At 74.5% G+C, this 24724-nt stretch carries 28 protein-coding genes; 14 read left to right on the plus strand and 14 right to left on the minus strand.

Going from position 1 to position 24724, the window contains the following annotated elements:
• Positions 1-23 precede the first annotated feature (23 nt).
• Positions 24-941 (minus strand): SGNH/GDSL hydrolase family protein, encoded by a 918-nt coding sequence (locus tag ACGFZN_RS16195; RefSeq protein ID WP_393859097.1) that lies wholly within the window; start codon positions 939-941, stop codon positions 24-26.
• Between the two features lie 312 nt (positions 942-1253).
• Here ACGFZN_RS16195 and ACGFZN_RS16200 point away from each other — a divergent pair, with 312 nt between their 5' ends.
• Positions 1254-1910, plus strand: coding sequence for a 1,4-alpha-glucan branching protein (locus ACGFZN_RS16200; RefSeq protein WP_393859098.1), 657 nt, complete (start codon positions 1254-1256; stop codon positions 1908-1910).
• Positions 1911-2137: 227 nt separating this feature from the next.
• A complete protein-coding gene (locus ACGFZN_RS16205) occupies positions 2138-2977 on the plus strand; it encodes a lysozyme (protein ID WP_393859099.1) in 840 nt (279 codons plus the stop codon).
• Positions 2978-3008: 31 nt separating this feature from the next.
• On the opposite strand, the gene ACGFZN_RS16210 is transcribed toward ACGFZN_RS16205, so the two are convergent.
• On the minus strand, positions 3009-3644 hold the full coding sequence (locus ACGFZN_RS16210) for a LysE family transporter (protein ID WP_393859100.1): 636 nt from the start codon (positions 3642-3644) through the stop codon (positions 3009-3011).
• A 183-nt stretch (positions 3645-3827) separates the two neighbouring features.
• On the opposite strand from ACGFZN_RS16210, the gene ACGFZN_RS16215 reads away from it, so the two are divergent.
• Positions 3828-4331, plus strand: coding sequence for a molybdenum cofactor biosysynthesis protein (locus ACGFZN_RS16215; RefSeq protein ID WP_393859101.1), 504 nt, complete (start codon positions 3828-3830; stop codon positions 4329-4331).
• A 43-nt stretch (positions 4332-4374) separates the two neighbouring features.
• Here ACGFZN_RS16215 and ACGFZN_RS16220 read toward each other — a convergent pair whose 3' ends face one another.
• Together ACGFZN_RS16220 and ACGFZN_RS16225 are read right to left on the minus strand one after the other, a co-directional pair.
• Positions 4375-5511, minus strand: coding sequence for an aromatic acid exporter family protein (locus ACGFZN_RS16220; protein ID WP_393859440.1), 1137 nt, complete (start codon positions 5509-5511; stop codon positions 4375-4377).
• A gap of 110 nt (positions 5512-5621) precedes the next feature.
• On the minus strand, positions 5622-6779 hold the full coding sequence (locus tag ACGFZN_RS16225) for an FAD-dependent monooxygenase (RefSeq protein ID WP_393859102.1): 1158 nt from the start codon (positions 6777-6779) through the stop codon (positions 5622-5624).
• Between the two features lie 124 nt (positions 6780-6903).
• On the opposite strand from ACGFZN_RS16225, the gene ACGFZN_RS16230 reads away from it, so the two are divergent.
• Positions 6904-7461 carry a TetR/AcrR family transcriptional regulator gene (locus tag ACGFZN_RS16230; RefSeq protein WP_393859103.1) on the plus strand — a complete coding sequence of 186 codons (558 nt, stop codon included), beginning with the start codon at positions 6904-6906 and terminating at the stop codon, positions 7459-7461.
• A 42-nt stretch (positions 7462-7503) separates the two neighbouring features.
• Here the strand turns inward: ACGFZN_RS16230 and ACGFZN_RS16235 are convergent, their stop codons facing one another.
• The 3 genes from ACGFZN_RS16235 to ACGFZN_RS16245 form a co-directional block, all read right to left on the minus strand.
• Positions 7504-8670 carry an AI-2E family transporter gene (locus ACGFZN_RS16235; protein ID WP_393859104.1) on the minus strand — a complete coding sequence of 389 codons (1167 nt, stop codon included), beginning with the start codon at positions 8668-8670 and terminating at the stop codon, positions 7504-7506.
• 505 nt (positions 8671-9175) lie between these two features.
• The gene (locus ACGFZN_RS16240; protein ID WP_393859105.1) at positions 9176-9544 is read right to left on the minus strand and encodes an ANTAR domain-containing protein; all 369 of its coding nucleotides are present in this window, start codon (positions 9542-9544) and stop codon (positions 9176-9178) included.
• A 198-nt stretch (positions 9545-9742) separates the two neighbouring features.
• Positions 9743-10177: a DUF2267 domain-containing protein gene (locus tag ACGFZN_RS16245; protein WP_330341878.1), complete on the minus strand. Its 435-nt coding sequence runs from the start codon at positions 10175-10177 to the stop codon at positions 9743-9745.
• Between the two features lie 226 nt (positions 10178-10403).
• On the opposite strand from ACGFZN_RS16245, the gene ACGFZN_RS16250 reads away from it, so the two are divergent.
• On the plus strand, positions 10404-11141 hold the full coding sequence (locus tag ACGFZN_RS16250) for an MgtC/SapB family protein (RefSeq protein ID WP_393859106.1): 738 nt from the start codon (positions 10404-10406) through the stop codon (positions 11139-11141).
• A gap of 54 nt (positions 11142-11195) precedes the next feature.
• On the opposite strand, the gene ACGFZN_RS16255 is transcribed toward ACGFZN_RS16250, so the two are convergent.
• A complete protein-coding gene (locus ACGFZN_RS16255) occupies positions 11196-11687 on the minus strand; it encodes a DUF1360 domain-containing protein (RefSeq protein ID WP_393859107.1) in 492 nt (163 codons plus the stop codon).
• A gap of 234 nt (positions 11688-11921) precedes the next feature.
• Between ACGFZN_RS16255 and ACGFZN_RS16260 the strand changes: the two genes are divergently transcribed.
• The 9 genes from ACGFZN_RS16260 to hypE all read left to right on the plus strand — a co-directional run bounded on the left by ACGFZN_RS16260 (position 11922) and on the right by hypE (position 20954).
• Entirely contained in the window at positions 11922-12452 is a 531-nt protein-coding gene (locus ACGFZN_RS16260) for a hypothetical protein (protein ID WP_393859108.1), read from the plus strand.
• 127 nt (positions 12453-12579) lie between these two features.
• A complete protein-coding gene (locus ACGFZN_RS16265) occupies positions 12580-12948 on the plus strand; it encodes a low affinity iron permease family protein (RefSeq protein ID WP_393859109.1) in 369 nt (122 codons plus the stop codon).
• Positions 12949-13014: 66 nt separating this feature from the next.
• A complete protein-coding gene (locus ACGFZN_RS16270) occupies positions 13015-14721 on the plus strand; it encodes a hydrogenase maturation protein (protein WP_393859110.1) in 1707 nt (568 codons plus the stop codon).
• Positions 14718-15284 (plus strand): hydrogenase maturation protease, encoded by a 567-nt coding sequence (locus ACGFZN_RS16275; protein ID WP_393859111.1) that lies wholly within the window; start codon positions 14718-14720, stop codon positions 15282-15284. Before ACGFZN_RS16270 ends, ACGFZN_RS16275 begins: the two co-directional genes overlap by 4 nt.
• Positions 15285-15356: 72 nt before the next feature.
• The gene (gene hypB / locus ACGFZN_RS16280; protein ID WP_393859112.1) at positions 15357-16079 is read left to right on the plus strand and encodes a hydrogenase nickel incorporation protein HypB; all 723 of its coding nucleotides are present in this window, start codon (positions 15357-15359) and stop codon (positions 16077-16079) included.
• The gene (gene hypF, locus ACGFZN_RS16285; protein WP_393859113.1) at positions 16076-18421 is read left to right on the plus strand and encodes a carbamoyltransferase HypF; all 2346 of its coding nucleotides are present in this window, start codon (positions 16076-16078) and stop codon (positions 18419-18421) included. The genes hypB and hypF overlap by 4 nt, the downstream gene beginning before the upstream one ends.
• Before the next feature lie 4 nt (positions 18422-18425).
• Positions 18426-18716: a HypC/HybG/HupF family hydrogenase formation chaperone gene (locus ACGFZN_RS16290; RefSeq protein ID WP_076096141.1), complete on the plus strand. Its 291-nt coding sequence runs from the start codon at positions 18426-18428 to the stop codon at positions 18714-18716.
• Complete coding sequence (hypD, locus tag ACGFZN_RS16295) at positions 18713-19882, plus strand: hydrogenase formation protein HypD (protein ID WP_393859114.1); 1170 nt, start codon at positions 18713-18715, stop codon at positions 19880-19882. Before ACGFZN_RS16290 ends, hypD begins: the two co-directional genes overlap by 4 nt.
• Positions 19875-20954, plus strand: a complete 1080-nt coding sequence (gene hypE, locus ACGFZN_RS16300; RefSeq protein WP_393859115.1) for a hydrogenase expression/formation protein HypE — start codon at positions 19875-19877, stop codon at positions 20952-20954. The genes hypD and hypE overlap by 8 nt, the downstream gene beginning before the upstream one ends.
• Positions 20955-20974: 20 nt before the next feature.
• Here hypE and hypA read toward each other — a convergent pair whose 3' ends face one another.
• Genes hypA through ACGFZN_RS16330 form a run of 6 tightly spaced genes read right to left on the minus strand, consistent with a single transcriptional unit; the run spans position 20975 to position 24724 of the window.
• Positions 20975-21340 carry a hydrogenase maturation nickel metallochaperone HypA gene (hypA, locus tag ACGFZN_RS16305; protein ID WP_393859116.1) on the minus strand — a complete coding sequence of 122 codons (366 nt, stop codon included), beginning with the start codon at positions 21338-21340 and terminating at the stop codon, positions 20975-20977.
• 7 nt (positions 21341-21347) lie between these two features.
• On the minus strand, positions 21348-21545 hold the full coding sequence (locus ACGFZN_RS16310) for a hypothetical protein (RefSeq protein WP_393859117.1): 198 nt from the start codon (positions 21543-21545) through the stop codon (positions 21348-21350).
• Between the two features lie 32 nt (positions 21546-21577).
• On the minus strand, positions 21578-21784 hold the full coding sequence (locus ACGFZN_RS16315) for a hypothetical protein (protein ID WP_393859118.1): 207 nt from the start codon (positions 21782-21784) through the stop codon (positions 21578-21580).
• Positions 21785-21805: 21 nt separating this feature from the next.
• Positions 21806-22393, minus strand: a complete 588-nt coding sequence (locus ACGFZN_RS16320; protein ID WP_393859119.1) for a DUF5947 family protein — start codon at positions 22391-22393, stop codon at positions 21806-21808.
• A complete protein-coding gene (locus ACGFZN_RS16325; RefSeq protein WP_393859120.1) occupies positions 22390-22932 on the minus strand; it encodes a NifU family protein in 543 nt (180 codons plus the stop codon). Before ACGFZN_RS16325 ends, ACGFZN_RS16320 begins: the two co-directional genes overlap by 4 nt.
• On the minus strand, positions 22925-24724 hold the full coding sequence (locus ACGFZN_RS16330; protein WP_393859121.1) for a nickel-dependent hydrogenase large subunit: 1800 nt from the start codon (positions 24722-24724) through the stop codon (positions 22925-22927). The genes ACGFZN_RS16325 and ACGFZN_RS16330 overlap by 8 nt, the downstream gene beginning before the upstream one ends.

The raw sequence follows: 24724 nt of genomic DNA on the forward strand, positions 1-24724 counted from the left end.
CGACGGGCGGCCCCGGGCCCGGATCAGTCCCGGCCGCGTCCCTGGCCGAGCCGCTCCAGCACGGCCTGCGCCATGGCGTCCTCTCCCTTGGCGTTGGGGTGGGCCGGGGCGGCCGGGGCGGCCGGCTGAAGGGGCTCGATCCAGCGGTCCGCGGGCGCCTTGCACATGTCGTGGCCGGCGGTCGGGGTGTAGGTGTCCACGTACTCGGCGCGGTTCACCCCGGCCACCAGGCGCAGCATCAGGTTCAGCCGCTTCTCGGTGTCCCTCAGGTACGGGAAGTCCTTCTGCGCGAACGGCACCTGCGGGAAGCAGCCGCTGCCGTCGTCGGGCAGCAGGTCGGGATAGCCGACGACGATCACGCGCGCGTGCGGCGCCCGCGCGTGCACGGCCCGCAGCACCCGGGCGACCTTCGGCGCGGTCTGCACGATCGCCAGTTCCAGCTGGTCGTAGCCGGCCGCGTTGTAGGAGCGTTCGCAGGGGTCGCCCGTCGGGTCCTGGGCGGCCAGGCGGGCGCACGTGCCGATGATCGGCCCGAAGCCCACGTCGTTGCCGCCGATCTGGAGCGTCACCAGGTCGGTGTCCCGCCGCACGGCGTCGAGCTGGGGGGCGTTGGTGCCCTGCGCCTGCCACATCTCGGCGGTCGTGGCCCCGGCACAGCTGACGTCGTCGAAGCCGCTCACCTGCCGCCGGGCCGCCACCAGTGAGGGGTAGTTGTGGTCGGAGCGCGCACAGTTGGCGTCCACCTGCTGCGGGATGCCGGGGCCCGAGGTGTAGGAGTCGCCGAGGGCGACGTAGTCGGTGCCGTGTCCGTTTCCCGGGGCCTGCGCGGACGCGGGCGCCGTGGCGGCGGTCACGAGGACGCACCCGCCCAGCACCGCGCCCAGTACGGCCGATGCCCGCCGGCCTCTCGCCCCGCTCGCCGCATCCGTGCCGTTCGCCATGGATCCTCCCCCTGAGGCCGGTTCATCGCACGGTTGCGGCCCCGAAGAGCGGCCCTCGCGCGTTCGACTGGGTCTGTATACCGTCCGGTAGGTCTCCCCGGCCAGAAGCGGGAGGCAACGAGTTGGGCGTCCCCCGGGCCGCCCGCGCCCGCGCCCGGCCCCGGCCGCGCGCCGCACCGCCGGGCCCCGACTCCCGGCAGCCGGGCGGCATATGAAGGTCCAGCCGGCGGTGGCGCGGGGGAGGAGCTGCGGGAACCGTGTGCCAAGCTGGTGCGGGTCAGCTTCCGTACGACGTCCAGGAGTTCTGCCGGCATGGCCATCATCCACCGCACGACGCTCGAGCCCACGAAGCTGGAGCTGCTCACCGACTGGCTGCCCTCGCGCCCCTGGTACCGCGGCGGCCCGGACGCCCCGGTGCTGACGAAGTCCGGCGGCTTCCGGCTGGAGGACCCCGAGGGCGAGGTCGGCATCGAGTTCATGGTGGCCACCGACACCTCCACCCCCGAACCGACCGCCTATCTGGTCCCGTTGACCTACCGCGCCGCGCCGCTGGCGGGTGCCGGGCACGCCCTCGTCGGCACCACGGAGCACGGCGTACTGGGCAGGCGCTGGGTCTACGACGGCTGCCACGACCCGGTGCTGGTCTCCGGACTGCTCGCGCTGATCGAGGGCAGGGCCCCCGCGCACGCCCAGAGCATCGACGGCGCCCTCGACCCCGAGGTGGTCCGCTCCTACACCGGCGCCCCCCTGATCCCGGACGGCCGCACCCCCGAGCCGGCCGACGACCACGCGGGCACCCGCATCCCCGCGCCGCACGGCACGGTCCTCCACATCCACCGGGTTCCGAGCCCCGTCCCCGAGAACCCGCCGCTGCGTCCCGAGGGAGCCATCGGCCATGTGGCGCGCGGCTGGCAGGACCCGCAGGGCACCCCGCTGACCGCGGTCCTCGTGTCGCTGCACACCTCGTGACCGGTACGGCGCTTGCCGCCGCCCCGAGCACGGGCCCCGCCTCCTGCCGGACCCGGCACCGCGGCGGCGGCTGATCCGGCGCGGGACGCCCGTGCGGCCCACTCCTTCCCGGCTGCTCCCACGGCCGGCCCGTACGCCAACCGGAGCCACCCATACGGCCCAAGCACGGCCCGCGATGGCTTCGTTGGGGCGCTCCCGGAGTGCGGCACGGCCCGGGACCCGGTCAGATGGGTTACGTGCGAAGCTCCATGTGCCTGAAGCGCGGCCGCTCACGCCTGGCCCTCATGGGCGCCCTGACCGGCCTTCTCCTGACCCTGTCCAGCCCCGCGGCCCGATCGGACTGGGCCCCGGCCACACCCCCGCGCGGCAGCGCCTACATGGGCATCGGCGTCCTCGCCCACGACGGACGCGCCTCCGACGCCCTGCCCTCCGCCGGCCGGGCGAGCCAGCCGGAGGGCGTCGACGTCTCCAGCCACCAGGGCAACGTGGCCTGGTCCACCCTGTGGGCCGCGGGCACCAAGTGGGCGTACACCAAGGCCACCGAGGGGACGTCCTACACCAACCCCTACTTCACCCAGCAGTACACCGGCTCCTACGGCGTGGGCATGATCCGCGGGGCGTACCACTTCGCCACCCCGGACTCGACCGGGGGCGCCGCGCAGGCCGACTACTTCGTGGCGCACGGCGGCGGCTGGAGCCGTGACGGCAAGACCCTGCCCGGCGTGCTCGACATCGAGTGGAACCCGTACGGCGACGCCTGTTACGGCAAGTCCGCGAGCGCCATGGTCGGCTGGATCCGCGACTTCGTCAACCGCTACAAGTCCCGCACCGGACGGGACGCCGTCATCTACACGGCGACCAACTGGTGGAAGCAGTGCACCGGCAACTACTCCGGCTTCGGCGGCAATCCGCTGTGGATCGCCCGCTACGCCTCGACCGCCGGGACACTGCCGGCGGGCTGGTCGATCTACACCCTGTGGCAGTACACCTCGTCCGGCAAGACCGTGGGCGACCACGACCGCTTCAACGGCTCCCTGGACCGGCTGAAGGTGTTCGCGAACGGCTGACCCGCCGCCCACCCGCGTGCGGCCGGCGCCGCTAGGAGCCGGGCGCGGCGAGCATGCGCAGGGCGAGCGCGGCCATCACGGTGCTGGAGAGCACGGCCGTGACCAGCCGGCCGCGGCGGCCGGTCAGGAGCCGGCCGAGCAGCGCCCCTCCGCCGGCGAGGAGAAGCTGCCAACTGGCGGACGCCGCGAAGGCGGCCAGCACGAACACGGCCCGGTCGAGGCGGTCCGCGGTCGCCGAGGCCTGGCCGCCCAGCACCAGGGCGGCGAAGTAGATCACGGTGACCGGGTTCATCATCGTGACACCCCACAGCCCCAGGAAGGCCCGGGCCGGGCGCTGCGGCGTACCGTCGCTCCGCGCGGCCGCCCGAGGCCTGCGGTACTGCGCGACGGCCGTCGCGGCGCCGCGCACCGCAAGCACCACCAGCACCGAGCCGGCGAGCAGGCGCAGGGGGCTCATGACGGGCTGGAGGGCCTGTGCCAGCGCCGAGCCCCCGATCATGGCGACCAGCGCGTAGACACCGTCCGCGGTGGCGACCCCCAGCGCGGCGCAGGTGCCGGTCCGCATCGAGGTCCGGGCGGTCAGCGCCACCAGATACGTCCCGACGGCCCCCACCGGCACGGCGATGCCGTACCCGGCGACGAGCCCCGCGACCAGGGCGGCGGTCATGCGGAGACGGGTGCCGGCCTTTGCCGTCGGCCGCGCTGCTGCCCGGACACCGATCGGTCGGTGGTGGCCGGAGACATGAGGGCGGTCAGCGAGATCATGCCGCGATCATGACGGCAGTCAGGCCGCCGCGACAACTCCTTTTCCGGCACTGCCGCCGCGCGGCGCGGCCCGTAGGCTCGGCATGTGCCGCGTGTGGACATCCTTCAGCTGCTGGTCTCCCCGGTGCACCGGCTCGCGGGCCGGCCGGGGGACGGGGTGCCCGACCTGCCGTCCGGCGAACTGGTGACGACGGCGCAGGTGCGTGCCGGGCTCGGCCTGGTCGGCGACCGGTACTTCAATCAGCCCGCGCACCGCAACGCCTCCCTCACCCTCATGGCCGTCGAACGGCTTCCGCGGCCGGGGCCGGCGGACCTGCTGCGCACCCGGCGCAACGTCCTGCTGCACGGCGTCGACATCGACGACTACGTCGGGGCGACCGTCTTCCTCGACTGCGGCACCGGCCCCGTGGAACTGCGGGTGCACAGCGCGGCGCGGCCCTGCGCCTGGATGGACGCCACGGTCGGCCCCGGTGCGCAGCGCGCGCTGCGCGGCGGCGGGGGAGTGCGCTGCCGGCCGCTGACCGACGGCATCCTCACCGTCGGCCCGGCCCTGTTCGGCGTACGGGAGCCCGGACCGCCCAGGCAGTGACGCGCGGCGGACGAGGACGACGACCCGGGCGCCGCGGACGCCGTCAGGAGCCCGGGACGACCAGCTGGTCGGCCAGCCGGTGGGCCTGGGCGAGCAGCGCGCCGTACGTGGCGACCTCGTCGGGGTCGTCCGTCGTGGAACGGACCAGGTCCCGGCGGAGCGTGTCCAGCGTCGTGCGCAGCCGCGCCACGGCGGCGCGCAGTTCGTCGCCGCGCTCGTCGTCGAACCGGCTGTGGCTGTAGAGCCGCAGCGCGTGGGCGGAGCGGTACAGGAACTCGCCGTAGTGGCGCGCCAGTTCCGGATGCGGGCGGGGTGCGGCGCGGTCCTCGGTGGCGGCCTCCAGCACCGTGCGGGTCACGCCCGCCGTGTGCACGGCCGCGTAGTCCAGTACCAGGATCGCGTCGTCGTACCCCTTGCCGGGCGGTGGTACGCGGCCGGTGCGGCGGCGCAGATTGGCGCGCAGGCTCTCCCGGCTCCACGCGACCGTGGAGCGGGCCTGCTCCACCAGCCCGTGCAGCCGCAGCGCCCGCTGGTGCCAGGCGGTGGCCTCCTCGGCGTCCCAGCGTCCCTCGGTCAGGCCCTCCGCGACCGCCCGCAGGATGTCGTGGGCCTCCTCGGTCGCGTCCCGCAGCACGGCCCGGCTGTCCCGCAGGTACAGCGGCGGCCGGAGCAACGCGTTGACGGCGATGCCGACCACGGCGCCGAACAGCGCCTCGGCGAGCCGGGCCGCGGAGGTGGCGACGCTGACGGCTCCGTTGGTCAGGACGAACAGTGCGCCGGTGGCCGCGTAGATGCCCTGGCTGCCCAGGCGCCGCCACTGGCCGAGCAGCATCGCCAGCGGCAGGACGACGGCCATCGCGACCATCGTGCCGGGCAGCAGCAGCGCCACGGCGGTGGCCAGGACCGTGCCGGCCGCGATCGCCGCCAGCTGCTGCAGGCCGTGCGCGATCGACCGGTACACGGTGGACTCCACCAGGACCACCGCCACCCACGGCGCGACGAACGCCACCGGGGCGTGCAGCCACCAGCCCGCGACCGCCCACGCCAGCCACGCGGCCAGCGCCGCCTTCACCGCCTGCGCCGCCAGATCCCGCTCCCTGCACGGCCCCGCCCAGGCCCGCCCCACAGCGCGCGCCGAGGCGGTCACCTCCCGCCGCAGCGCCTGCCCCGTCTTCCGTATGTCCCGCACACCGTGCTGAGTGCCACCCAGATGCCGGCCCACACCGCGGACCTGCGGTGCCGCCGGTCACTGCGGTCGCCGGGGCGGGTGCGGGCGCGGCCCGGTGGCTGTCAGGGCAGGGCGGGCGGGGTCCAGTCGGCGTGACGGAGGATCGCGCGCATCGCCACCCGGGACGGGGTGATCCGCAGCGCGGTGTTGCGCAGGGCGACGGCCAGCGGACGGGACAGTTGCTGGCCCATCCTGCCCGCCTGCCGTGCGGCGCGGGCGACGGCCTGGGCGCGTGGCCGGCGTTCGGCGTCGTAGCGGGCGAGTGCGGAGCCCACCGAGGTTTCCGCGGCGAGCGCGGCGGCGAGTGTGGCCGCGTCCTCCAGGGCCTGGCAGGCGCCCTGGCCCAGGTTCGGCGTCATGGCGTGCGCCGCGTCGCCGAGGAGCACCACCCGGCCCGCCACGAACGACCGCAGCGGTGTGGCCAGTTCATGGATGTCGTGGTGGAGCACGGCCTCCGGCCGGGTCGCGTCCAGCAGCGCCGGGATCGGATCGTGCCAGCCGCCGAAGCGCCGGCGCAGCATGCCGAGCGGGTCGGCGTGGCGGACGCCGGGCGGCGCGGTCAGCACCGCGTGCCACTCGGCCCGGCCGTCGGCGAACGCGATGTGCCCGAACTCCGCGCCCTCGCCCCAGGTCAGCTCGAAGTCGGTGCGCAGCTCCAGCGGCCGGTCGGTGACGGCCCGCAGCACCGTGGAGCCGCTGTACGCCGGTCCCGGATGGCCGGGGAACAGCAGTCCGCGCAGCCGGCTGCCCACCCCGTCGGCCGCGACGACCAGGTCCGCCTCCAGCACCTCGTCCCCGGCCGGCACACGCACCCGGCCCGCGGCCGAGCGGTACACCCCGGGCACGGTGACGCCGACGTGCAGGCACTCCGGCGGCAGGGCCGCGCGCAGCAGCCGGTGCAGTTCCGCGCGCCGGATGCCGACGATGGGCGTGCCGAGGGCGCGTTCGAGGGCGGCACCGTCCATCGCCGCCAGCCACCGGCCGCCGGGGGTGCGGGTGCCGCCGGTGTACTGCGGTCGGGCCGCCGCCCGCACGGCCGCGCCGACGCCGAGCGCGTCGAGCGCGCGCAGCCCGTTGGCGTGCAGCGAGATGCCCGCACCCGCGTCCGTCAGGGTGCCGGCCCGCTCCAGGACCCCTACGTCCCAGCCGGCCCGGCGCAGCCCGATCGCCGCCGCGAGACCGCCGATGCCACCGCCGACCACCACCGCCGTGCCGCCCATGCCGGACCCCCTTCGACCTCGGTTCGTCCCGGTCTTCTACAGCTGTAGAAGACCTGCCGAGAGCGTACAACCAGCCCTCTACGGCTGTAGAAGCGGGGTGCGGGAGGGGGTGTAGAAAGAGGGCGTGTCCACCGACCGACGTACTCTCCTCGCCGACGCGGCCATCGGTGTGCTCGCCGACGCCGGGATGCGGGGCCTGACACACCGCGCGGTGGACCGGGCGGCGGCGCTGCCTCCCGGTACCACCTCGGCCTACTTCCGCACCCGGCAGGCCCTGCTGACGGCACTGGTCCGGCGTCTGGTGGCACTCGACCAGGCCGAGCTGGCGGAGATCGGGTCGCGGGTGCCGTCCCCGCTGACCGCCGAGCAACTCGTCGCGGGACTCGTGGAGTTGACCGGCGTACGGCTCGGCGGGGAGAGCCGCAGACGGTCGCTGGCGCGTTACGCGTGCGCGGTGGAGAGCGCGCGGCATCCGGAGCTGCGCGAGATCCTCCTGCCCCGCGACAACGCGGCCCGCCGGGCGGTGGGCGACTTCCTCGCCGCCCAGGGCGTGGCGGACCCGGAGCAGCGCACCGTGACGCTGCTGACCTGTGTGGACGGCCTGGTCTTCGACCGGCTGGTGAACGGCGGAAGCGTGTCGGAGGAGGAGATCCGCGGACTGGTGGCGGCGGCCCTGCGCTGAGCGGCGAGACCGGCGTGCTCCCGAGCGGCCGGCGGGCGCCCGTCACGGCGGCGCCGCGCGCAGTGCGCGCAGCACCGCCCACACCACCGACACCAGCGGTACGGCCACCACGGCGCCGATCACCCCCGCGACGATGCTGCCGGCGATCACCGACACCGCGACGACCAGCGGATGCAGCCGCACCGCCCAGCTCATCACCAGCGGATGCAGCACATGTCCCTCCAGCTGGCCGATCACCACGATCAGCGCCAGCACGGCCAGCGCCGTCAGCGGCCCCCGCCCGGCGAGCGCGACGACCGTGGCCACGCTGAGCGCGACCGGCGAGCCCACCAGCGGCACGAACGCGGCGAAGAACTCCAGCAGCGTCAGCGGCAGCGCGAGCGGCACCCGCAGCACGAGCAGCACCACGCCGACGAGTACGGCGTTGGTGGCGGCCACGATGATGATCCCGCGGGTGTACCCGGCGAAGGCCCGCCAGGCCGCCCAGCCCGCCCGGTCCCAGGCCGGACGCGCACCGGCCGGCAGCAGCTGGTCGCGCATCCAGCGCCACAGGCGTTCGCCGGAGTGGATGAAGAACACCGAGGCGAACAGCGCGAGCGCGCCTCCGGTGGCCAGCTCGATCACCCGCGTCAGCCCGCTGACGGCGCGGTTGAGCAGACTGGACCGGTGCGCGGCGAGGTACCCCGTCACCTGGCTCTCCAGCGCGGACAGCCGGCCCGGACTGAGATGGAACGGCGGCCGCCGCAGCCACTGCTCGATACGGTGCACACCGCCCCGGAACTCGCCCGCGAGCCGGGCCGACTCGCCCGCCACGGCGTTGCCCACCAGCGCGAGCAGCGCCAGCAGCAGCAGGATGCTGCCCACCAGGGCCACGGCGACGGACAGCGGTCGCGGCAGGAACCGGTTCAGCAGATCCGTGAGCGGGCGCAGCACGGAGGTGACGACCAGCGCGAGGAACAGGGCCACGGCGATGAGCTGGAAGCGGCCGAGGACGCTGAAGACGCCGTAGACGACGAGCCCGACGAGGATGAGCCGCCAGGCGTACGCCGCGCCGACCCGCAGCCACGGCACCGTGCGCTCGGCCACCGGCACCGGCTCGGTGCGCGGGACGGCCGGGAGCCGCACGGTGTACGCCGGCCGGCCGCGCAGCACGTACCGACCGCGCCGCCGGCCGTCCGGCCCGGTCGCCCGCCGACGCGCATCGCCCACCACGCTTCCGGCTCCTCTCCGTCACCTCTGATGACGGTCGGTCACATGGACAGAACGGTAAGCGCCCGCGGCGTGGGTGGCGCGCGGAATGCGTCCGCGCGCGGTTCCCCCCGGGACGGACCCGTCCGTGAAGGCTGTACCGCCCGCCGGGTCGCCACGCCGGCCCCAGCCGTGCGCTCCTGCCACAGACAGGAGGCGGTGTGCGGCGCCGTCGGACGGCGCTCACAGGACATTCACATGCGTGACGGGTGGCCGGGGGTGCCGGGGGCACTCGGGCGGTGTCGCCGGCAGAGAGAAGTCCGCCGTGATATTTGTCGCCGTGTTGTTGCTCCCCGTGCTCAGCATCCTGCTGTACGGCCTCGACCAGGTCGAGGACCGGTGGTTCGTGAGGTCTCCCGAGGCTCGGAAGGCGAAGCCGCACCGGCACCGCCGTATGAGGGTGGGCCGTCACTGAACAGCTGCGAGGCGGCCCCCGACTCCTCGGGAGGCCGCCTCTGCGCACCGCTCACCGGTCGGTCGTACCGCCCTCGCCGGCCTCGGCGCACCGCTGGTAGCGCACGATCGCCCGGCCCAGCTCGATGCGCTCCTCCTCGGGAAGCGTGCCGCCCTGGGCGTACTCCAGGATGTGCTCGGCGACGGTGCGCAGTTTGGTGTTGGTGCGCTGGGAGACGTCTCGCAGCGCCCGCCAGGCTTCCTCCGGGGCGATCTGCCCGAGGACGACCACGGCGCCGATGGCCTGGTCGATCACCGCGTGCGAGGTCACCGCACGCTGCAGCTGGTCGTTCTCGGCGACCAGCCGGTCGTACTCCGCGGCGAGGTCGGTGGCCGAGAGCAGGACCAGCGGGTCGTGCCGCGAGAGGGCGAAGAAGGTCATGGAGCACCTTTGCGGATGGAGGGCGTCATACTGCCACGCCTGCCCTCGATGGATGCTTGCACACCGGCCCCCGATGGGCGCTTGACCACCATTTGAACCAGCGGCGCACGTCACCGTCACGCCGCACCGGCGTGCCACCCGGCGCGCACGTCCGATGCGCCGGCTCCAGGCCCGTGCGCCCGCGTGCGCGCGCCGGTGTCAGGCCTCCTGGCGTGCGCTCTCGGTGGCCCGGGCCACCGGCAGCAGCTCGCGGATGTCCCGGGGGAGGGCCTCGGCCATCCGCTCGGTCAGTTCCGGGGCGAGCGCGGCGTCGAGCACCTCCAGCACGGCGGCGGCCTCGCGCAGCGCCCGGTCCTCGTCGGTGCCCGCCCGGTCGGCGATGCGTCCGGCGAACACCGTCAGCCCGAACCGTTCGCCCGCCGCACCGGCGTCCGTCCCGGCCGAGGCATCGGCCGCCTCCCGCATCGCCGCCGCCATGTCGGGCGGCAACTGGGCGGCCACGTGCCGGGCCAGCCCGGACGGCAGCCGCTCCGCCAGCGTCCGCACGACCGCGTGCGCGGCCCGTTCGGCCGAACCCCGGTCCGGCAGTTGCGCCAGCGCCTGCACCTTTCCGATCATCTCGTCGTGCCGCATGAGACCGGTCCCTTCTCCACGAAGCCCCGAACGGTGCGGTACGTGCCGACCGCGGTACGGCCCGGCCGCGGGCACGGCACGCAACCCGGTCCCGCCCAAGGCCCCGAGTACCCGGTCGCCGCGGCCGGTACCCGGCTCGCCGGAGTGCCGGCGCCGTCCCGGGGGTAGGCGTGATCGGCGGATCGTCGGACGATCCGGACGCCGGCGGAGCGAGAGTGAGGGGTTCATGACCGGAGCGGGTTCGGCGGCACCGTTGTGGGACCTGCACAACGGCCAGGGGCTGCGGCAGCTGTCCGAACTGGCGCTGGCGCTGCTGCTCTCCACCCTGATCGGCTGGGAGCGGGAGACGCAGCAGAAGAGCGCCGGGCTGCGCACGCACACGCTGGTCGGCATCGCGAGCGCGCTGATGATGGAGGTGTCCCAGCACGGGTTCACCGCCGTGCTCGGCCTGCAGAACGTCTCCTTCGACCCCTCCCGGGTCGCGGCCCAGATCGTCTCCGGCATCGGCTTCATCGGCGGCGGCCTGATCTTCGTACGACGGGACGCCGTGCGCGGCCTGACGACGGCCGCCACCATCTGGCTGACCTGCGCGGTCGGCATGGCCTGCGGCGGCGGGCTGCCGGTCCTCGCGGTGGCGGTGACGGCGCTGCACTTCCTCGTGGTGCGGGGGTACGCGCGGTTCACGTCCCGGCTGCTGCCGGGCACGGCCGCCGCCGCCTTCGAGGCACGCCTGACCTACCGCACCGGCTCGGCCCTGCTGCCGCGTCTGATGCAGACCTGCACCCGGCGAGGCTTCAGGATCACGCAGGTCAAGGTGGAACGGCCGCCCGGCCGCACCGACGACGCGGCCCGCGTGCTGCTGGAACTGGAGGGCGCCGGCGAGCCGACCGGGCTGGCGTCGGAGCTGTTCCAGGAGGAGGGTGTCATCGACGTCGAGGTGAGCGCGGCCGCGGACGACGCCTAGCCCGCACGGCGTCTCGCGTGTCCCCGCAACAGGCGGCCGCCTCGCACCGGGGGTTCAGCTCTCCGCCGCCTGCTGGGTCCACGTCCAGGCGTACTGGAGCCAGTCCGCGACCGTCAGCGCGCCGAGGCCGCCGCAGACCAGACGGGTGAGGCGGGGCGTCGCCGTGTAGGAGCAGGCCAGGGTGCCCGCGACCCAGGCGGAGGTGCAGAACGGGCAGCACAGCAGGTCGCCCACGGCCCGCCGCAGCCCGTCGCCCCGCGGTTCGTCGATGACCTCGTTCGCCTCTCCCTGGCCCGCGCGGCGGGTGAACGGCGCCCGCAGGAAGCTCGTGACCTTGTCCCGGGTCAGCAGCCTGGACGCCTTGTACGTCGCCGTCCCCAGCAGGACGACGTCCCACGGCGGCACCGTCTCCGGCAGCCGCACACCCCGGCGCCGGGCCAGCAGCGCGAAGGCCCCGGCGCCGGACGCGAAGACGGAGGCGAGCGTGGCGTACCCGCCCAGAGGGACGTCGCTGTGGTCGTCGTACCGCCCGGCGTCCGTCGTCATGCCCCTGACCTCCGTTGAGTGTGCCTGTGTGGCCCGCGACGAGTTCCCCGGGGCGCGACGGCGACACCCGACTGGACCGGCCGTCCCGGCGCGCCGGGCGGGGGAAGCAGTCGCCCGCCGGCGTGGGCGATGCCACATATGACCTGGTTCGCACTCCCTCCCGGCGACGCCGCGTGCCGGGCTACCGTTGCGTGGAGCTCCTGTTTCCCCCTTCGCCCCTCGGACGGCCCGGCTGTGCTCACAGATCTGTCTCCCCTCATCGCCGCGACGGCGCGCTGGCTGACGGCCGCCTATCCGCCCAGCGGCGGCGCGCTCGCCGCCGCGCTGTGCGAGGTGCAGGCCCGGCAGGCCGTGACCGTCGCCGCGTGGCTGCGCTACCCGACCGACATGGACGCGGCCCTGGTCACCATGGCCGGACCGGGCGGCGCCGCCCGGCTGGACTGGATCACCGGAGCCGAGCGGACCGGCGAGGACGGCGCGGACGAGGACTGGGCCTGGCGGACCTGGGTGGACGAGGTCGTGGCCAGCTGGGCGGCCGGCCTGCTCACCGATCCCGAGCTTGCCCGGCTGGCCGTCGCCGCGCTCGCCGAGGGCGAGCACGCCTCGGGCACGACGGCCGAGTTCCGCCGCCTGCTCGACCCCGACGACGGCGACCGGCGCGCCGCCGCCCTGCTGCGCCACCCCGACCTCCTCACCCCTGTGGCCGAGCTGCACCTCGACGCGCTCCTCGACCGCCTCGGCCCCGGCCGCACTCTCGCCGCCTGAGCCTGTCGGCCCGCCGGGCGGCCCCGGCGCCGTACGCGCCGGCGGGACCGCCGGTCGTGTCGTACGCCCTCCCCCGGGGTACTGCGGAGCGGGTCCGGATCCGTCCGCCGTGAGGTGAGGCCCGGCCATGACCTTCAAGAACCCCGTGCACCGCGGCGGACCGCGCCGCGGCCCGTTCGAGCAGTTCGCCGAGTACGCGTCCAACTTCACCAGCTCGCCGGTGTTCTTCCTCCTGTGCCTGTGCCTCGTCGGCTTCTTCGTCGCCGCGCACGTCGCGCATCTGCGGCTGGAACTGCTGCTGCTGGCGGGCGAGTCCATGACCGCGGTCACCCTGCTGCTCCTCGCCCTGCTGAAGAACGCCGAGGTGCGGGCCGAGCACGCCATCCAGCGCAAGCTCGACGCGATCGCCCGGGCCCTGCTGGAGGCCCACGCCGACGACCGGAGCCGGGCCTACGAGGACCTGCGGAACGCGATCCGCATGGAGGAAGAGACCTGAGCGAGGGGGACGAATCGGCGCGGCGGTGCTTCACGCCGCCCCGGACAGGGACGACGATGCCGTGTCATGGACATTTTGCTCGTCGCCAGCGCGTTCAACAGCCTCACCCAGCGCGTGTTCGCCGAACTGACGGACCACGGGCACCGCGTGGACGTCGTCCTCGCCTCGCAGGGCCCGGACCCCGTCCGGGCCGCCGTGCGCGAACTGCGGCCGGACCTCGTCATCGCGCCGATGCTCAGGACCGCGCTGCCCGAGGACCTGTGGCGCGAGAACACCTGCCTGATCGTGCACCCGGGACCGCCCGGCGACCGCGGCCCGTCCTCACTGGACTGGGCCGTCGCCGAAGGGGCGCAGGAGTGGGGCGTGACGGTCCTGCAGGCCGAGGCGGTGATGGACGCGGGCCCGGTCTGGGCGGCGGAGCCGTTCCCCGTACCGGCCGCCGGCAAGAGCGACCTGTACCGCAACGAGGTCTCCGACGCCGCCGTCACCGCCGTCCTCACCGCCGTACGGCGCTACGCCGAGGGCTCCTACAAGCCCCGGCCGCAGACGGACGACTCGGTCGGTGTGGTCTGGCGCGGGGCCTTCCGGCAGGAGCGGCGGCGGATCGACTGGGAGCGCGACGACACCGCGACCGTCCTGCGCAGACTCCGCGGCGCCGACTCCCAGCCGGGCGTCCTGGACGACCTCCTCGGCCGGGAGGTGTTCCTGCACGGCGGGCACCCCGAGGACCGGCTGCGCGGCCGCCCCGGAGACCTCCTCGCCCTTCGGGCCGGCGCCGTGTGCCGGGCCACCCGCGACGGCGCGGTGTGGATCCCGGAACTCCGCCCCCGCAAAAGCTCCGGCGACCCCGCGCCCTTCCGCCGCCCGGCCGCCTCCGTCCTCGCCGCCTGGGAACCCTCCCTCGGGCTCCCGGAGGACCCCGCCCCCCTGGAGCTGCCGGAGGAGCGGCGGACCTGGACCGACATCCGCTACCGGGAGCACGGCGACACCGGTTTCCTCGCCTTCTCCTTCCCCGGCGGCGCGATGAGCACCGACCAGTGCCGCCGGCTGCTCGCCGCCTACCGGCAGGCGCTCACCCGGCCCACCCGCGTCCTCGTGCTCGGCGGGGACCGCGACTTCTTCTCCAACGGCATCCACCTCAACGTCATCGAGGCGGCCGCCGACCCGGCCCAGGAGTCCTGGGTCAACCTCAACGCCATCGACGACCTGGTCGAGGCGGTGCTGCGCACCACCGACCGGCTGGTCGTGGCGGCGCTCGCCGGCAACGCGGCGGCCGGCGGCGTCATGCTCGCCCTCGCCGCCGACGAGGTGTGGTGCCGCACCGGCGTCGTCCTCAACCCGCACTACCGGCGCATGGGCCTGTACGGCTCGGAGTTCTGGACGTACAGCCTGCCGCGCCGCGTCGGACCGGAGACCGCCCGCCGGCTGACCACCGAGGCCCTGCCCGTGAGCGCGGCGTCCGCCGAGCGGCTCGGGCTCGTGGACCGCCTCGTGCCGGCCGCGCCCGGCGCCTTCCCTGCCGAGGTGCGGCGGCTGGCGGCCGAACTCGCCGTCTCGCCCTTCCTGGACGCGCGGATCGCCGCCAAGGCCGCCCGCGCGGAGGAGGAGCAGGAACCCCCGCTCGCCGCCTACCGCGAGGCCGAACTGGCCCGGATGCACACCATCTTCCACGACCCCGAGGCGCCCTATCACGCCCTGCGCTCGGCCTTCGTCCGCAAGACCCCGTCCGGCTCGCCCCGGCCCCTGACCCCGCCCGCCGGAGCCCTCCGGTGACGCCGCGGCTGCTGGTGGCCGGCGTCGGCAACATCTTCCTCGCCGACGACGCCTTCGGTCCCGAGGTGATCCGCGCCCTCGCCACACGCCCGCTGCCGCCCGAGGTACGGGTGCGCGACTACGGCATCCGCGGCATGGACCTCGCCTACGACCTGCTCGACGGGTACGACACCGCCGTCCTGGTCGACACCGCCCGCCGCGGCCACCCCCCGGGCACCCTCTTCCTGATCGAGGCCGAACCGCCCGGCGGCGACGTCGTCCCCGAGGCCCACGGCATGGACCCGGCGAAGGTCCTCGCCCTGGCCGCGCACCTCGGCGAGGAACCCCTGCCCCGGGTCCTGGTGCTGGCCTGCGAGCCCGGCGTGCTGCCCGACGCCGACCAGGACATCCTGCCCGGACTCGGCGCACCGGTCGCCCAAGCCGTCCCCCGGACCGTGGACGCGCTGCACACCCTGATCCCGGCCCTGCTCGCCGACCCCCGCGCGCCCGTGCCCCCGTTGGGCTGCCCGGTGGAATCCGGGCCCCCGCACCCGGCTGCGCTGCCCGGTACGGCGGCCGGCTGAGCGGAAGATCGGTGGAGCCCGCGCCGCAGGGACGCGCCCGGGCTCCACCGCCGCATCCGAGGAGCAGCGCCCATGTGCGGGTCCGACGTCAAGCAGGCCGTCCTCGCGAAGAACGACGACCTGGCCGCCGAGCTGCGCGCCGATCTCGCCCGGCAGGGCGTGACCGTCGTGAACCTGCTGTCCAGCCCCGGCAGCGGCAAGACCGAACTCCTCGGCCGGGTCCTGGCCCGCGCCGTGCAGCGCGAGGTGCCGGTGGCCGCGCTCACCGCGGACCTGGCCACCGAGAACGACGCCGTCCGGCTGGCCCGCTCCGGCGCCCCCGTCCAGCAGGTGCTGACCGACGGGCTGTGCCACCTGGAGGCCCGGCAGGTGCGGGCCCGGCTGGCGGGCTGGCTGCCCGAGGACACCGCGGTCCTCTTCGTGGAGAACGTCGGCAACCTCGTCTGTCCGGCCGCCTACGACCTCGGTGAGACGCTGCGCGTCGTGCTGATGGCGGTCACGGAGGGCGAGGACAAGCCGCTGAAGTACCCCACCGCGTTCGGCTCCGCCCATCTGGTCGTCGTCACCAAGACCGACCTCGCCGAGCCGGCCGGCTTCGACGAGGCCGTCTTCCGGGCGAACGTGCACCGGGTCAACCCGGGCGTGGAGATCGTACGGTCCTGTGCCCGCACCGGCGCCGGCGTCGGCACCCTCCTCGACCGCGCCCTCGCCGCCCGCGACGGCACGCTCCACCGCCCGCCCCTCGCCCCCCGTCCGCACGGCCACCACCACACCGCGCCCGCCCCCGCCGTATGACGGCCCCCGCCACCGGCCTGGTGCGCCGCCGGCTCACCGTGCGCGGCACCGTGCAGGGCGTCGGCTTCCGGCCCCATGTGCACCGGCTGGCCGCCGGCCTGGGCCTGGCCGGGTTCGTCGGCAACACCGGCGACGGCGTGATCGTCGAGGTCGAGGGGCCGGCGCGGGAGGTCGAGCGGTTCTGCGCCGCGCTGGCGGAGCAGCCGCCGCCCCTGGCCACCGTGACCGGCATCGCCGGCGAGGACCTGCCCGCCACCGGCGAGGCGGGTCCCTTCGCCATCCGCTCCACCGAGCGGGCCGGCGGCCGCACCGAGCTGCCGCCCGACACCGCGACCTGCGCCGACTGCCTGCGCGAGCTGGCCGATCCGGCCGACCGCCGGCACCGGCACCCGTTCGTCACCTGCACCCACTGCGGCCCGCGCTTCACCATCGCCACCGGGATGCCGTACGACCGCGCGGCCACGACGATGGCCGGCTTCCCGATGTGCCCCGCCTGCGCCCACGAGTACGGCGACCCCGCCGACCGGCGCTTCCACGCCCAGCCGGTCGCCTGCCCCGGCTGCGGGCCCCGGCTCACCCTCGTCCCCGGCCTCGGCGGCCTGCGCCCGGCCCGGGACGCGCACGCCCTCGCCACGGCACGGGCGCTGCTGACCGCCGGGCGGATCGTCGCCGTCAAGGGCGTCGGCGGCTACCACCTCGCCTGCGACGCCACCGACGACCGGGCCGTGGCGACCCTGCGCGCCCGCAAGGAACGCGGCGGCAAGGCGTTCGCGGTGATGTGCGCCGACCTCGCCGCCGCCGAGCGGATCGCGGCCGTCTCCAGCGCCGAACGGCGCGCGCTGACCAGCCCCCGGCGCCCCATCGTCCTGCTCCGCCGGCGCACCCCGGCCGACGGCCTCCGCCTCGCCGACCAGGTCTGCCCGGGCAGTGCGCACGTGGGCGTGATGCTGCCCTACACCCCCGTGCACACCCTGCTCCTCGGCCTGCCCGGTGACCCGCCCGGCCCCCGGATCCTCGTGATGACCAGCGGCAACCGGTCCGGCGAACCCATCGTCACCGACGACGCCGAGGCCCTGGAAAGGCTCGCCGGGCTGGCCGACGCCTGGCTCACCCACGACCGGCCCATCGCCTCGCCGTGCGACGACTCCCTGCTGCGGGTCCGCCCCGACGGCACCGAACAGGTCCTGCGGCGCTCCCGCGGCTACGTCCCGCGCTCCCTGCGGCTCCCGGTGCCCGTGCCGCCCGTCCTCGCGGTCGGCGGCGACCTGAAGAACGCGCTGTGCCTGGCCGAGGGCGAGCACGCGTGGTTCGGGCCGCACATCGGCGACATGGGCGAACTGGCCGCCCTGGAGGCCGCCGAACGCGCCGAACGGCACCTGACCCGCCTGACCGGAGTCGCTCCCGCGCTGGTCGCCGCCGACCGGCACCCCGGCTACCACTCGACCCGGCGGGCCCGCGCCCGTGCCGCCCGGCTGCCGCACGGCGCCCTGCGGCTGGTCCAGCACCACCACGCGCACATCGCCTCCGCGATGGCGGAAGGCGGCCTGGACGGCACCACGCCGGTGATCGGCGTCGCCTTCGACGGAACCGGATACGGCGACGACGGCACGGTGTGGGGCGGCGAGATCCTGGTCGCCGACTACACCGGCCACCGGCGCTTCGCCCGTCTGAGCCCCGCCCCGCTGCCCGGAGGCGACGCCGGCGTGGCCAACCCCTGCCGGCTGGCGCTGGCCCGGCTGTGGGCGGCCGGGCTGCCCTGGGAACCGGACCTGCCGAGCGTACGGGCCTGCACCCCGACCGAACTCACCGTGCTACAGCGGCAGTTGGAGCGGCGGCTGGCCTGCGTGCCGACGTCCAGCATGGGCCGCCTGTTCGACGCCGTGTCGTCCCTGGCCGGCGTGTGCCACCGGGCGGAGTACGAGGCGCAGGCCGCGATGGAGCTGGAGGCCGTCGCGCTCGAGGCCGTGGACGCCGACCGCGGGGCCTACCCCTTCGGGCTCACCCGGCACGGCGAGATCGACCCGGCGCCCATGCTCCGCGCCCTCCTCGACGACCGGCGGCGCGGCACCCCCGCACCGCTCCTCGCGGCCCGCTTCCACCGGGGCGCCGCACGGGCCGTCGCCGGCGTCTGCGGGCAAGCCCGCGCGGAGACCGGCCTCACCACGGTCGCCCTGACCGGAGGCGTCTTCGCCAACGGCCTGCTGGAGGAGGAGTGCGCCGCACTGCTGGCGCAGGACGGCTTCACGGTCCTGCGGCACGGCGAAGTCCCCCCGAACGACGGCGGGTTGGCGCTCGGCCAGCTCATGGTCGCGGGAACGGCAACCCCTCACGAGACGGAGTGACCCCATGTGTCTGGCAGTGCCCGGCAAGGTCGTGTCCATCGACCATCGCGCCGACCCCCTCACCGGGCTGATCGACTTCGGCGGAGTGCGCAAACAGGCGTGCCTGGAGTACCTGCCCGATGTGCGGGTGGGGGAGTACGTCATCGTCCACGTCGGCTTCGCGCTGCAGCGCCTGGACGAGGAGTCGGCGCGGGCGTCCCTGGAGCTGTTCGAGCAACTGGGGCTGCTGGAGGAGGAGTTCGGGGACGCCTGGGAGCAGGCGGCCCGGCAGGAGAGCGGGAGTGAGGCGCGGTGAAGTACATCGACGAGTTCAACGACCCCGAGCTGGCGCGCCGGCTGCTGGACGAGATCGGCGCCACGGTCACCCGGCCCTGGGCGCTGATGGAGGTCTGCGGCGGTCAGACCCACTCCATCATCCGCCACGGCATCGACCAACTCCTCCCCGAGAACGTCGAGCTGATCCACGGGCCCGGGTGCCCGGTGTGCGTCACACCGCTCGAGGTCATCGACAAGGCCCTGGACATCGCCGCCCGGCCCGAGGTGATCTTCTGCTCCTTCGGGGACATGCTGCGCGTGCCCGGCACCGACCGGGACCTGTTCCGGGTCAAGGGCGAGGGAGGCGACGTACGCGTCGTCTACTCACCGCTGGACGCGCTCGACCTCGCCCGGAAGAACCCCGGCCGGCAGGTGGTGTTCTTCGCCATCGGCTTCGAGACGACCGCCCCGGCCAACGCCATGGCCGTCCACCAGGCCCGCCGCCTGGGCCTGGACAACTTCAGCCTGCTCGTCTCCCACGTCCGGGTCCCGCCCGCGATCGAGGCCATCATGACGGCGCCGGAGTGCCGGGTGCAGGGCTTCCTCGCCGCCGGGCACGTGTGCAGCGTGATGGGCACGGCCGAGTACCCCGCGCTGGCCGACAAGCACCGGGTGCCGATCGTGGTGACCGGCTTCGAGCCGCTGGACATCCTGGAGGGCATCCGCCGCGCCGTGCACCAGCTGGAGCGCGGCGAGCACCGGGTGGAGAACGCCTACCCGCGCGCCGTGCGCGAGGAGGGCAACCCGGCGGCCCTGCGCATGCTTCAGGACGTGTTCGAGGTCGCCGACCGCAACTGGCGGGGCATCGGCCGCATCCCCGCCAGCGGCTGGCGGCTGTCCGACGCCTACCGCGCCTACGACGCCGAGCACCGCTTCGACGTCACCGGCATCCGCACCGAGGAGCCCGCCGTGTGCCGCGCCGGCGAGGTGCTGCAAGGACTGATCAAGCCCACCGAGTGCGAGGCGTTCGGGAAGGCCTGCACCCCGCGCACCCCGCTCGGCGCCACCATGGTCTCCAGCGAGGGTGCCTGCGCGGCCTACTACCTGTACCGCCGGATGAACGCCCCGGCGCCCGAGGGAGCGCCCGCCGGGCAGGTCCCGCAAGCCCCGCAGGTCTCGTACGAGGAGATGAACCCCGTTGGCTGACACCGCCACGCCCGGGACGGAGGCCGTCGACCCGGCGAACTGGAGCTGCCCCGCGCCGCTGCGCGACCAGCCGGTCGTCGTCATGGGGCACGGCGGCGGCGGCGCCCTGTCCGCGGAACTGATCGAGCAGGTCTTCGCCCCCGCCTACGGCAACCCCTTCCTCGCCGCCCTCACCGACTCCGCGGTCCTCGACCTGGGCGGCGCCCGGCTCGCCTTCTCCACCGACTCCTACGTCGTACGGCCGCTGTTCTTCCCCGGCGGCAGCCTCGGCGACCTCGCCGTCAACGGCACGGTGAACGACCTGGCGATGAGCGGCGCCCGGCCCGCCTACCTGTCGACGGCGTTCGTCCTGGAGGAGGGCGTGGAGCTCGAGGTCGTCGGCCGGGTGGCGCGGGCCGTCGGCGCGGCGGCGAAGGCCGCGGGCGTCACCGTCGCCACCGGCGACACCAAGGTCGTGGAGTCCGGCCACGGCGACGGCGTCTACGTCACCACCGCCGGCGTGGGCCTCGTACCGGACGGGGTCGACATCCGCCCGCAACGCGCCCGGCCCGGCGACGCCGTGATCGTCAGCGGACCCATCGGCCTGCACGGCGTGGCGGTCATGAGCGTGCGGGAGGGCCTGGAGTTCGGCGTCGAGATCACCTCGGACACCGCGCCCCTCGCGGACCTCGTGGCGGCCATGCTGACGGTCACGAAGGACGTCCACGTGCTGCGGGATCCGACCCGGGGGGGCCTCGGCGCCTCCCTGAACGAGATCGCCCGCGCCTCCCGCACCGGCGTCCGCCTGCGGGAGCGGGCCGTCCCGGTCCCCGAGGAGGTGCAGAACGCCTGCGGCTTCCTCGGCCTGGACCCGCTGTACGTCGCCAACGAGGGCCGGCTGGTCGCCTTCGTGCCCCCGGAGCACGCCGAGGCGGTGCTGGCGGCGATGCGGGCACACCCGCAGGGCGCCGGCGCCGCCCTCATCGGCGAGTGCGTGGCGGAGCACCCGGGCATGGTCGTCGTCGCCACCGGTCTCGGCGGCACCCGGGTGGTGGACCTCCCGCTGGGCGAGCAACTGCCCCGCATCTGCTGAGCCCCGCCCCGGCCCCGCCCTCAGCGCGGGGCCGGGTTCGGTGCCGCGGGCCGGACCTCGGTGATCTCCAGCTCCCGGCCGCTGCGCAGCTCCTGGGAGGGCCGGTCGCAGCGCGGGCACCAGAAGAACGGCGGCATGCCCACCGCGAACTCCTCGGCGCACGGCGCGCACCAGGCGCGCGCCGTGACCTGCTCGACGACCAGCTCGGCCGCGGCGAGCGCGGTGTCCTGCCGGGCCACCTCGAAGGCGAAGTGCAGCGCGTCGGGCACCACGCCGGCCAGCTCGCCCACACGGACGGTCACCGCCGAGACGGAGTCCGTCCCGTCCGCGCGGGCGAGTGCGCCGGCCTGTTCCACGATCGCGGTAGCGATCGACAGCTCGTGCACGGCCGGCTCAGCGCGGACGCTTGGCGCCGGAGCGCAGATTGCTCATGCGCCAGATGCGCACCTCCCGCGCGATGCCCGGCAGTTCCCGGACGAACAGCGCGAGCGTGACGGCGCCGAGCAGCACACCCTGGGCGAGCAGCACCCGTTGTGCCGTCGTCCCCGTGCGTGCCGCGCCGCAACTCCTTGCCGCTGGTCGCTTTCCCATCCCGATGCCCTTCCGCTTGCGCATCCCGCCGGTCATCCCGGCGAGATGTTCGGCATGATCTTCATGATGGCGTTGTGCCGCTTCCAGTGGATCCCGGTGGAGCGGCGCGCGTCGGAGGTGCCGTCCCCGTGGTGTCCGGTCTGGTGCTGGTACGGGCCCTTGTTGCCCTGGTGCAGCCCGCGCACGTGTGTCGGGGTGTCGGGCTTCACCTGGGGGCGGCCCACCCGGATGGCGCTCATGACTGTTCTCCTCTCCGGTCCTCACGACCGCTCGGTCAGCTCGGTGAAGAACCGCTCGACGGCCGGCCACACCCGGCCCCCGCCGGCGAGGCCCCGCCACTCCCGGCGGACCAGCGCGACCATCCGGAAACAGTCCTCGACCGGCACGATCCAGTGGTGGTCCATGCCCCGCACGGTGTTCACCAACAGAGCCTCCACCTCCGGCGCCATGGTCGCCAGCGGTGGACAGGCCGCGCACACCCCCGCCCAGCGGCCGGCGTCGACCTCCCAGCGCATGGCACCGGCCGGGCTCGGGCCCTGCGCTGTGACCGTGCCGTCGGCCCGCGGCACGAAGAACACCAGCCCCACCGGCACCCCGAGCGGGGCGGTGTCCACCGGCTCCAGCCGCACGCGCCGGCGCGGCACCAGCAGATACCGGCCGCCGCCCGCGCCGTCCCCGGCGAACAGCACCGCGCACGCCCCGCACGCGCACAGCAGCTCCGCGCGCTCGGCGGCGTACAGATGGCGGTGCTCCTCAGGCACGGGCTGTGCGCACAGCTCGCACCGCTCGGGGCCGTCCCGTCCGGCGGCGGAGCGGATCACCCGGGCCAGCGCGCCGTCCACGCTCACCGCGCCTCCCGTACCAGCACCGTGTCGAGCGGGACGAAGGCGGGAGCGGACGGCGCCGGCAGCTGTTCGACCGCCGTCAGTTCGGGCGCGGCGGCCAGCACCGCCTCCCGGACCGCGTCCGCGACCGTGGGGCCGCCACCGCAGCCGGAACCGCAGCCGCCGGCCTCGCTGACCCGCACCCGGGCCACCTCGCCCTCCACGCCGACCAGTTCCACGTCGCCGCCCCGTTCGCGCACGGCGGGCCGGAGCCGGTCGACCGCTCGTGCGGCGCGGCGGGCGGGCGGCTCGGGGTGCAGCCCGTGCAGCACCAGCAGGTGCCCCAGCAGTTCGTCCCCGGCCAGCTGTCCGGACAGCCGCTCACCGGCGAGGTCCCGCACGCGGGCCAGCGCCTCGCCGTACACCTCGGTCAGCACCCGGACCGCCTCGACGGCCGTGGCCCCGGCGGGCCCCGGCGCGGACTCCAGACCGGCGAGCAGCTCGTCCAGCCGGGCCAGCCGCGCCTCCACCTCCGGATCCGCGAGCCGCGGGCCGTCACCCATGGCCGGCCCCGTACGTCGGCGAGTGCACCGTCGTCAGCGTCCTGCCCTTGCCCACGTACATGTGCACCCCGCACGGCAGACACGGGTCGAAGCTGCGCACGGTGCGCATGATGTCGACGCCCTTGAAGTCGTCCGGGCCGTTCTCCTCGAAGATCGGCTGGCCCTGCACGGCGTCCTCGTACGGGCCCGGGGTGCCGAAGCTGTCACGCGGGCTGGCGTTCCACGGGGTCGGCGGGTACGGGTGGTAGTTGGCGATCTTCTTGTCCCTGATCACCAGGTGGTGCGAGAGGACGCCGCGCACCGCCTCGTGGAAGCCGCAGCCGATCGCCTCGTCCGGCACCTCGAAGTCCGTGAAGATCTTCGTCTCGCCGGCCCGCAGCAGCCCCATCGCCTCCTCGAGGAACTGCAGGGCCATGGCGGCGGCGTAGGCGACGAAGTAGGGCCGGGCGCGGTCCCGTTCGATGGTGTTGCTCCACTTGGGGACGTGCCACTCCAGCGTGGTCTCCGGCAGTGCCTCGCCCTTCGGCAGGGTGATCCGCACACTGCTGCCGGTCGCCTTGACGTACGGCGTGTCGACCAGGGCGCTCAGCGCGGTGGACCACAGCCGGGCCAGCGGGCCGCCGCCGGTGTCCAGGGCGAGGTGCTGGCCGGTCTCCGGGTGGTACCAGCGCGGGCTCATCACCCAGCTGTACTTGTCGCCGAAGTCCCGTTTCTGCGGCACCGGCACGGTGGTCTGGTTCCACGGGTGGCGCATGTCGACGGGGTTGCCGAGCGGGTCGTGGGTGACGAACGGCTGCTCGTTCACCCAGTCCTCGTAGTAGGAGCTGCCCAGCATGATGCGCAGGCCGAGGTTGATGTCGATCAGGTTGTTGGTGACGAGCTTGCCGTCGACGACGATGCCGGGGGTGACGTACATCGCCTTGCCCCACGTGTTCATGTTCTCGTAGCGGTAGTCCACCACGTCCGGGTTCTGGAAGGCGCCCCAGCAGCCCAGCAGGATCCGGCGCTTGCCGACCTCCTCGTAGCCGGGCAGGGCCTCGTAGAAGAAGTCGAAGACGTCGTCGTTCATCGCCACCGCCTTCTTCACGAAGTCGATGACGCGCATCAGCCGGGCGAGGTAGTCGGTGAAGGTGTTCGGCTGCGGCATGGTGCCGACCCCGCCCGGATACAGGGTGGAGGGGTGCACATGGCGGCCCTCCATCAGGCAGAACATCTCCCGGGTGACCCGGCTGACCTTCAGCGCCTCCTTGTAGACCTCGCCCTCGAAGGGGTTGAAGGCCTTCATGATGTCGGCGATGGTCCGGTAGCCGTGGATGTCACCGCGCGGCGCGTCGGTGCGCTCGGCGCGGGCCAGCAGTCCCGGGTTGGTGGCCTTGACCATCGCCTCGCAGAAGTCCACGAACACCAGGTTGTCCTGGAAGATCGTGTGGTCGAACATGTACTCGGCGGCCTCGCCGAGGTTGGTGATGTGCTCGGCCATCGGCGGCGGTTTGATGCCGTAGGCCATCTGCTGGGCGTAGTTGGAGCACGTGGTGTGGTTGTCGCCGCAGATGCCGCAGATCCGCGAGGTGATGAACCCGGCGTCGCGCGGGTCCTTGCCCTTCATGAACACCGAGTAGCCGCGGAAGAGCGACGAGGTGCTGTGACACTCCACGACTTCCTGGTTGGCGAAGTCGATCTTCGTGTAGATGCCGAGATTGCCGATGATCCGGGTGATCGGGTCCCAGGACATGTCCACGATCTGCGCGGGCTTGCGGTCACCGGCCCGCGTGGTGTCCTCGGTCGTGGTCAT

It is taken from the genome of Streptomyces sp. NPDC048192 (assembly GCF_043202415.1).
Classification (GTDB): Bacteria; Actinomycetota; Actinomycetes; order Streptomycetales; family Streptomycetaceae; genus Streptomyces.

Bases quoted from the DNA above. Each gene is read 5' to 3' on its own strand.
- ACGFZN_RS16195 (WP_393859097.1), bottom strand. From the start codon at position 941: ATGGCGAACGGCACGGATGCGGCGAGCGGGGCGAGAGGCCGGCGGGCA.
- ACGFZN_RS16200 (WP_393859098.1), top strand. From the start codon at position 1,254: ATGGCCATCATCCACCGCACGACGCTCGAGCCCACGAAGCTGGAGCTG.
- ACGFZN_RS16205 (WP_393859099.1), top strand. From the start codon at position 2,138: ATGGGTTACGTGCGAAGCTCCATGTGCCTGAAGCGCGGCCGCTCACGC.
- ACGFZN_RS16210 (WP_393859100.1), bottom strand. From the start codon at position 3,644: ATGACCGCCGCCCTGGTCGCGGGGCTCGTCGCCGGGTACGGCATCGCC.
- ACGFZN_RS16225 (WP_393859102.1), bottom strand. From the start codon at position 6,779: ATGGGCGGCACGGCGGTGGTGGTCGGCGGTGGCATCGGCGGTCTCGCG.
- ACGFZN_RS16240 (WP_393859105.1), bottom strand. From the start codon at position 9,544: ATGACCTTCTTCGCCCTCTCGCGGCACGACCCGCTGGTCCTGCTCTCG.
- ACGFZN_RS16245 (WP_330341878.1), bottom strand. From the start codon at position 10,177: ATGCGGCACGACGAGATGATCGGAAAGGTGCAGGCGCTGGCGCAACTG.
- ACGFZN_RS16250 (WP_393859106.1), top strand. From the start codon at position 10,404: ATGACCGGAGCGGGTTCGGCGGCACCGTTGTGGGACCTGCACAACGGC.
- ACGFZN_RS16255 (WP_393859107.1), bottom strand. From the start codon at position 11,687: ATGACGACGGACGCCGGGCGGTACGACGACCACAGCGACGTCCCTCTG.
- ACGFZN_RS16265 (WP_393859109.1), top strand. From the start codon at position 12,580: ATGACCTTCAAGAACCCCGTGCACCGCGGCGGACCGCGCCGCGGCCCG.
- ACGFZN_RS16270 (WP_393859110.1), top strand. From the start codon at position 13,015: ATGGACATTTTGCTCGTCGCCAGCGCGTTCAACAGCCTCACCCAGCGC.
- hypB (WP_393859112.1), top strand. From the start codon at position 15,357: ATGTGCGGGTCCGACGTCAAGCAGGCCGTCCTCGCGAAGAACGACGAC.
- hypF (WP_393859113.1), top strand. From the start codon at position 16,076: ATGACGGCCCCCGCCACCGGCCTGGTGCGCCGCCGGCTCACCGTGCGC.
- ACGFZN_RS16290 (WP_076096141.1), top strand. From the start codon at position 18,426: ATGTGTCTGGCAGTGCCCGGCAAGGTCGTGTCCATCGACCATCGCGCC.
- ACGFZN_RS16310 (WP_393859117.1), bottom strand. From the start codon at position 21,545: ATGGGAAAGCGACCAGCGGCAAGGAGTTGCGGCGCGGCACGCACGGGG.
- ACGFZN_RS16315 (WP_393859118.1), bottom strand. From the start codon at position 21,784: ATGAGCGCCATCCGGGTGGGCCGCCCCCAGGTGAAGCCCGACACCCCG.
- ACGFZN_RS16325 (WP_393859120.1), bottom strand. From the start codon at position 22,932: ATGGGTGACGGCCCGCGGCTCGCGGATCCGGAGGTGGAGGCGCGGCTG.
- ACGFZN_RS16330 (WP_393859121.1), bottom strand. From the start codon at position 24,724: ATGACCACGACCGAGGACACCACGCGGGCCGGTGACCGCAAGCCCGCG.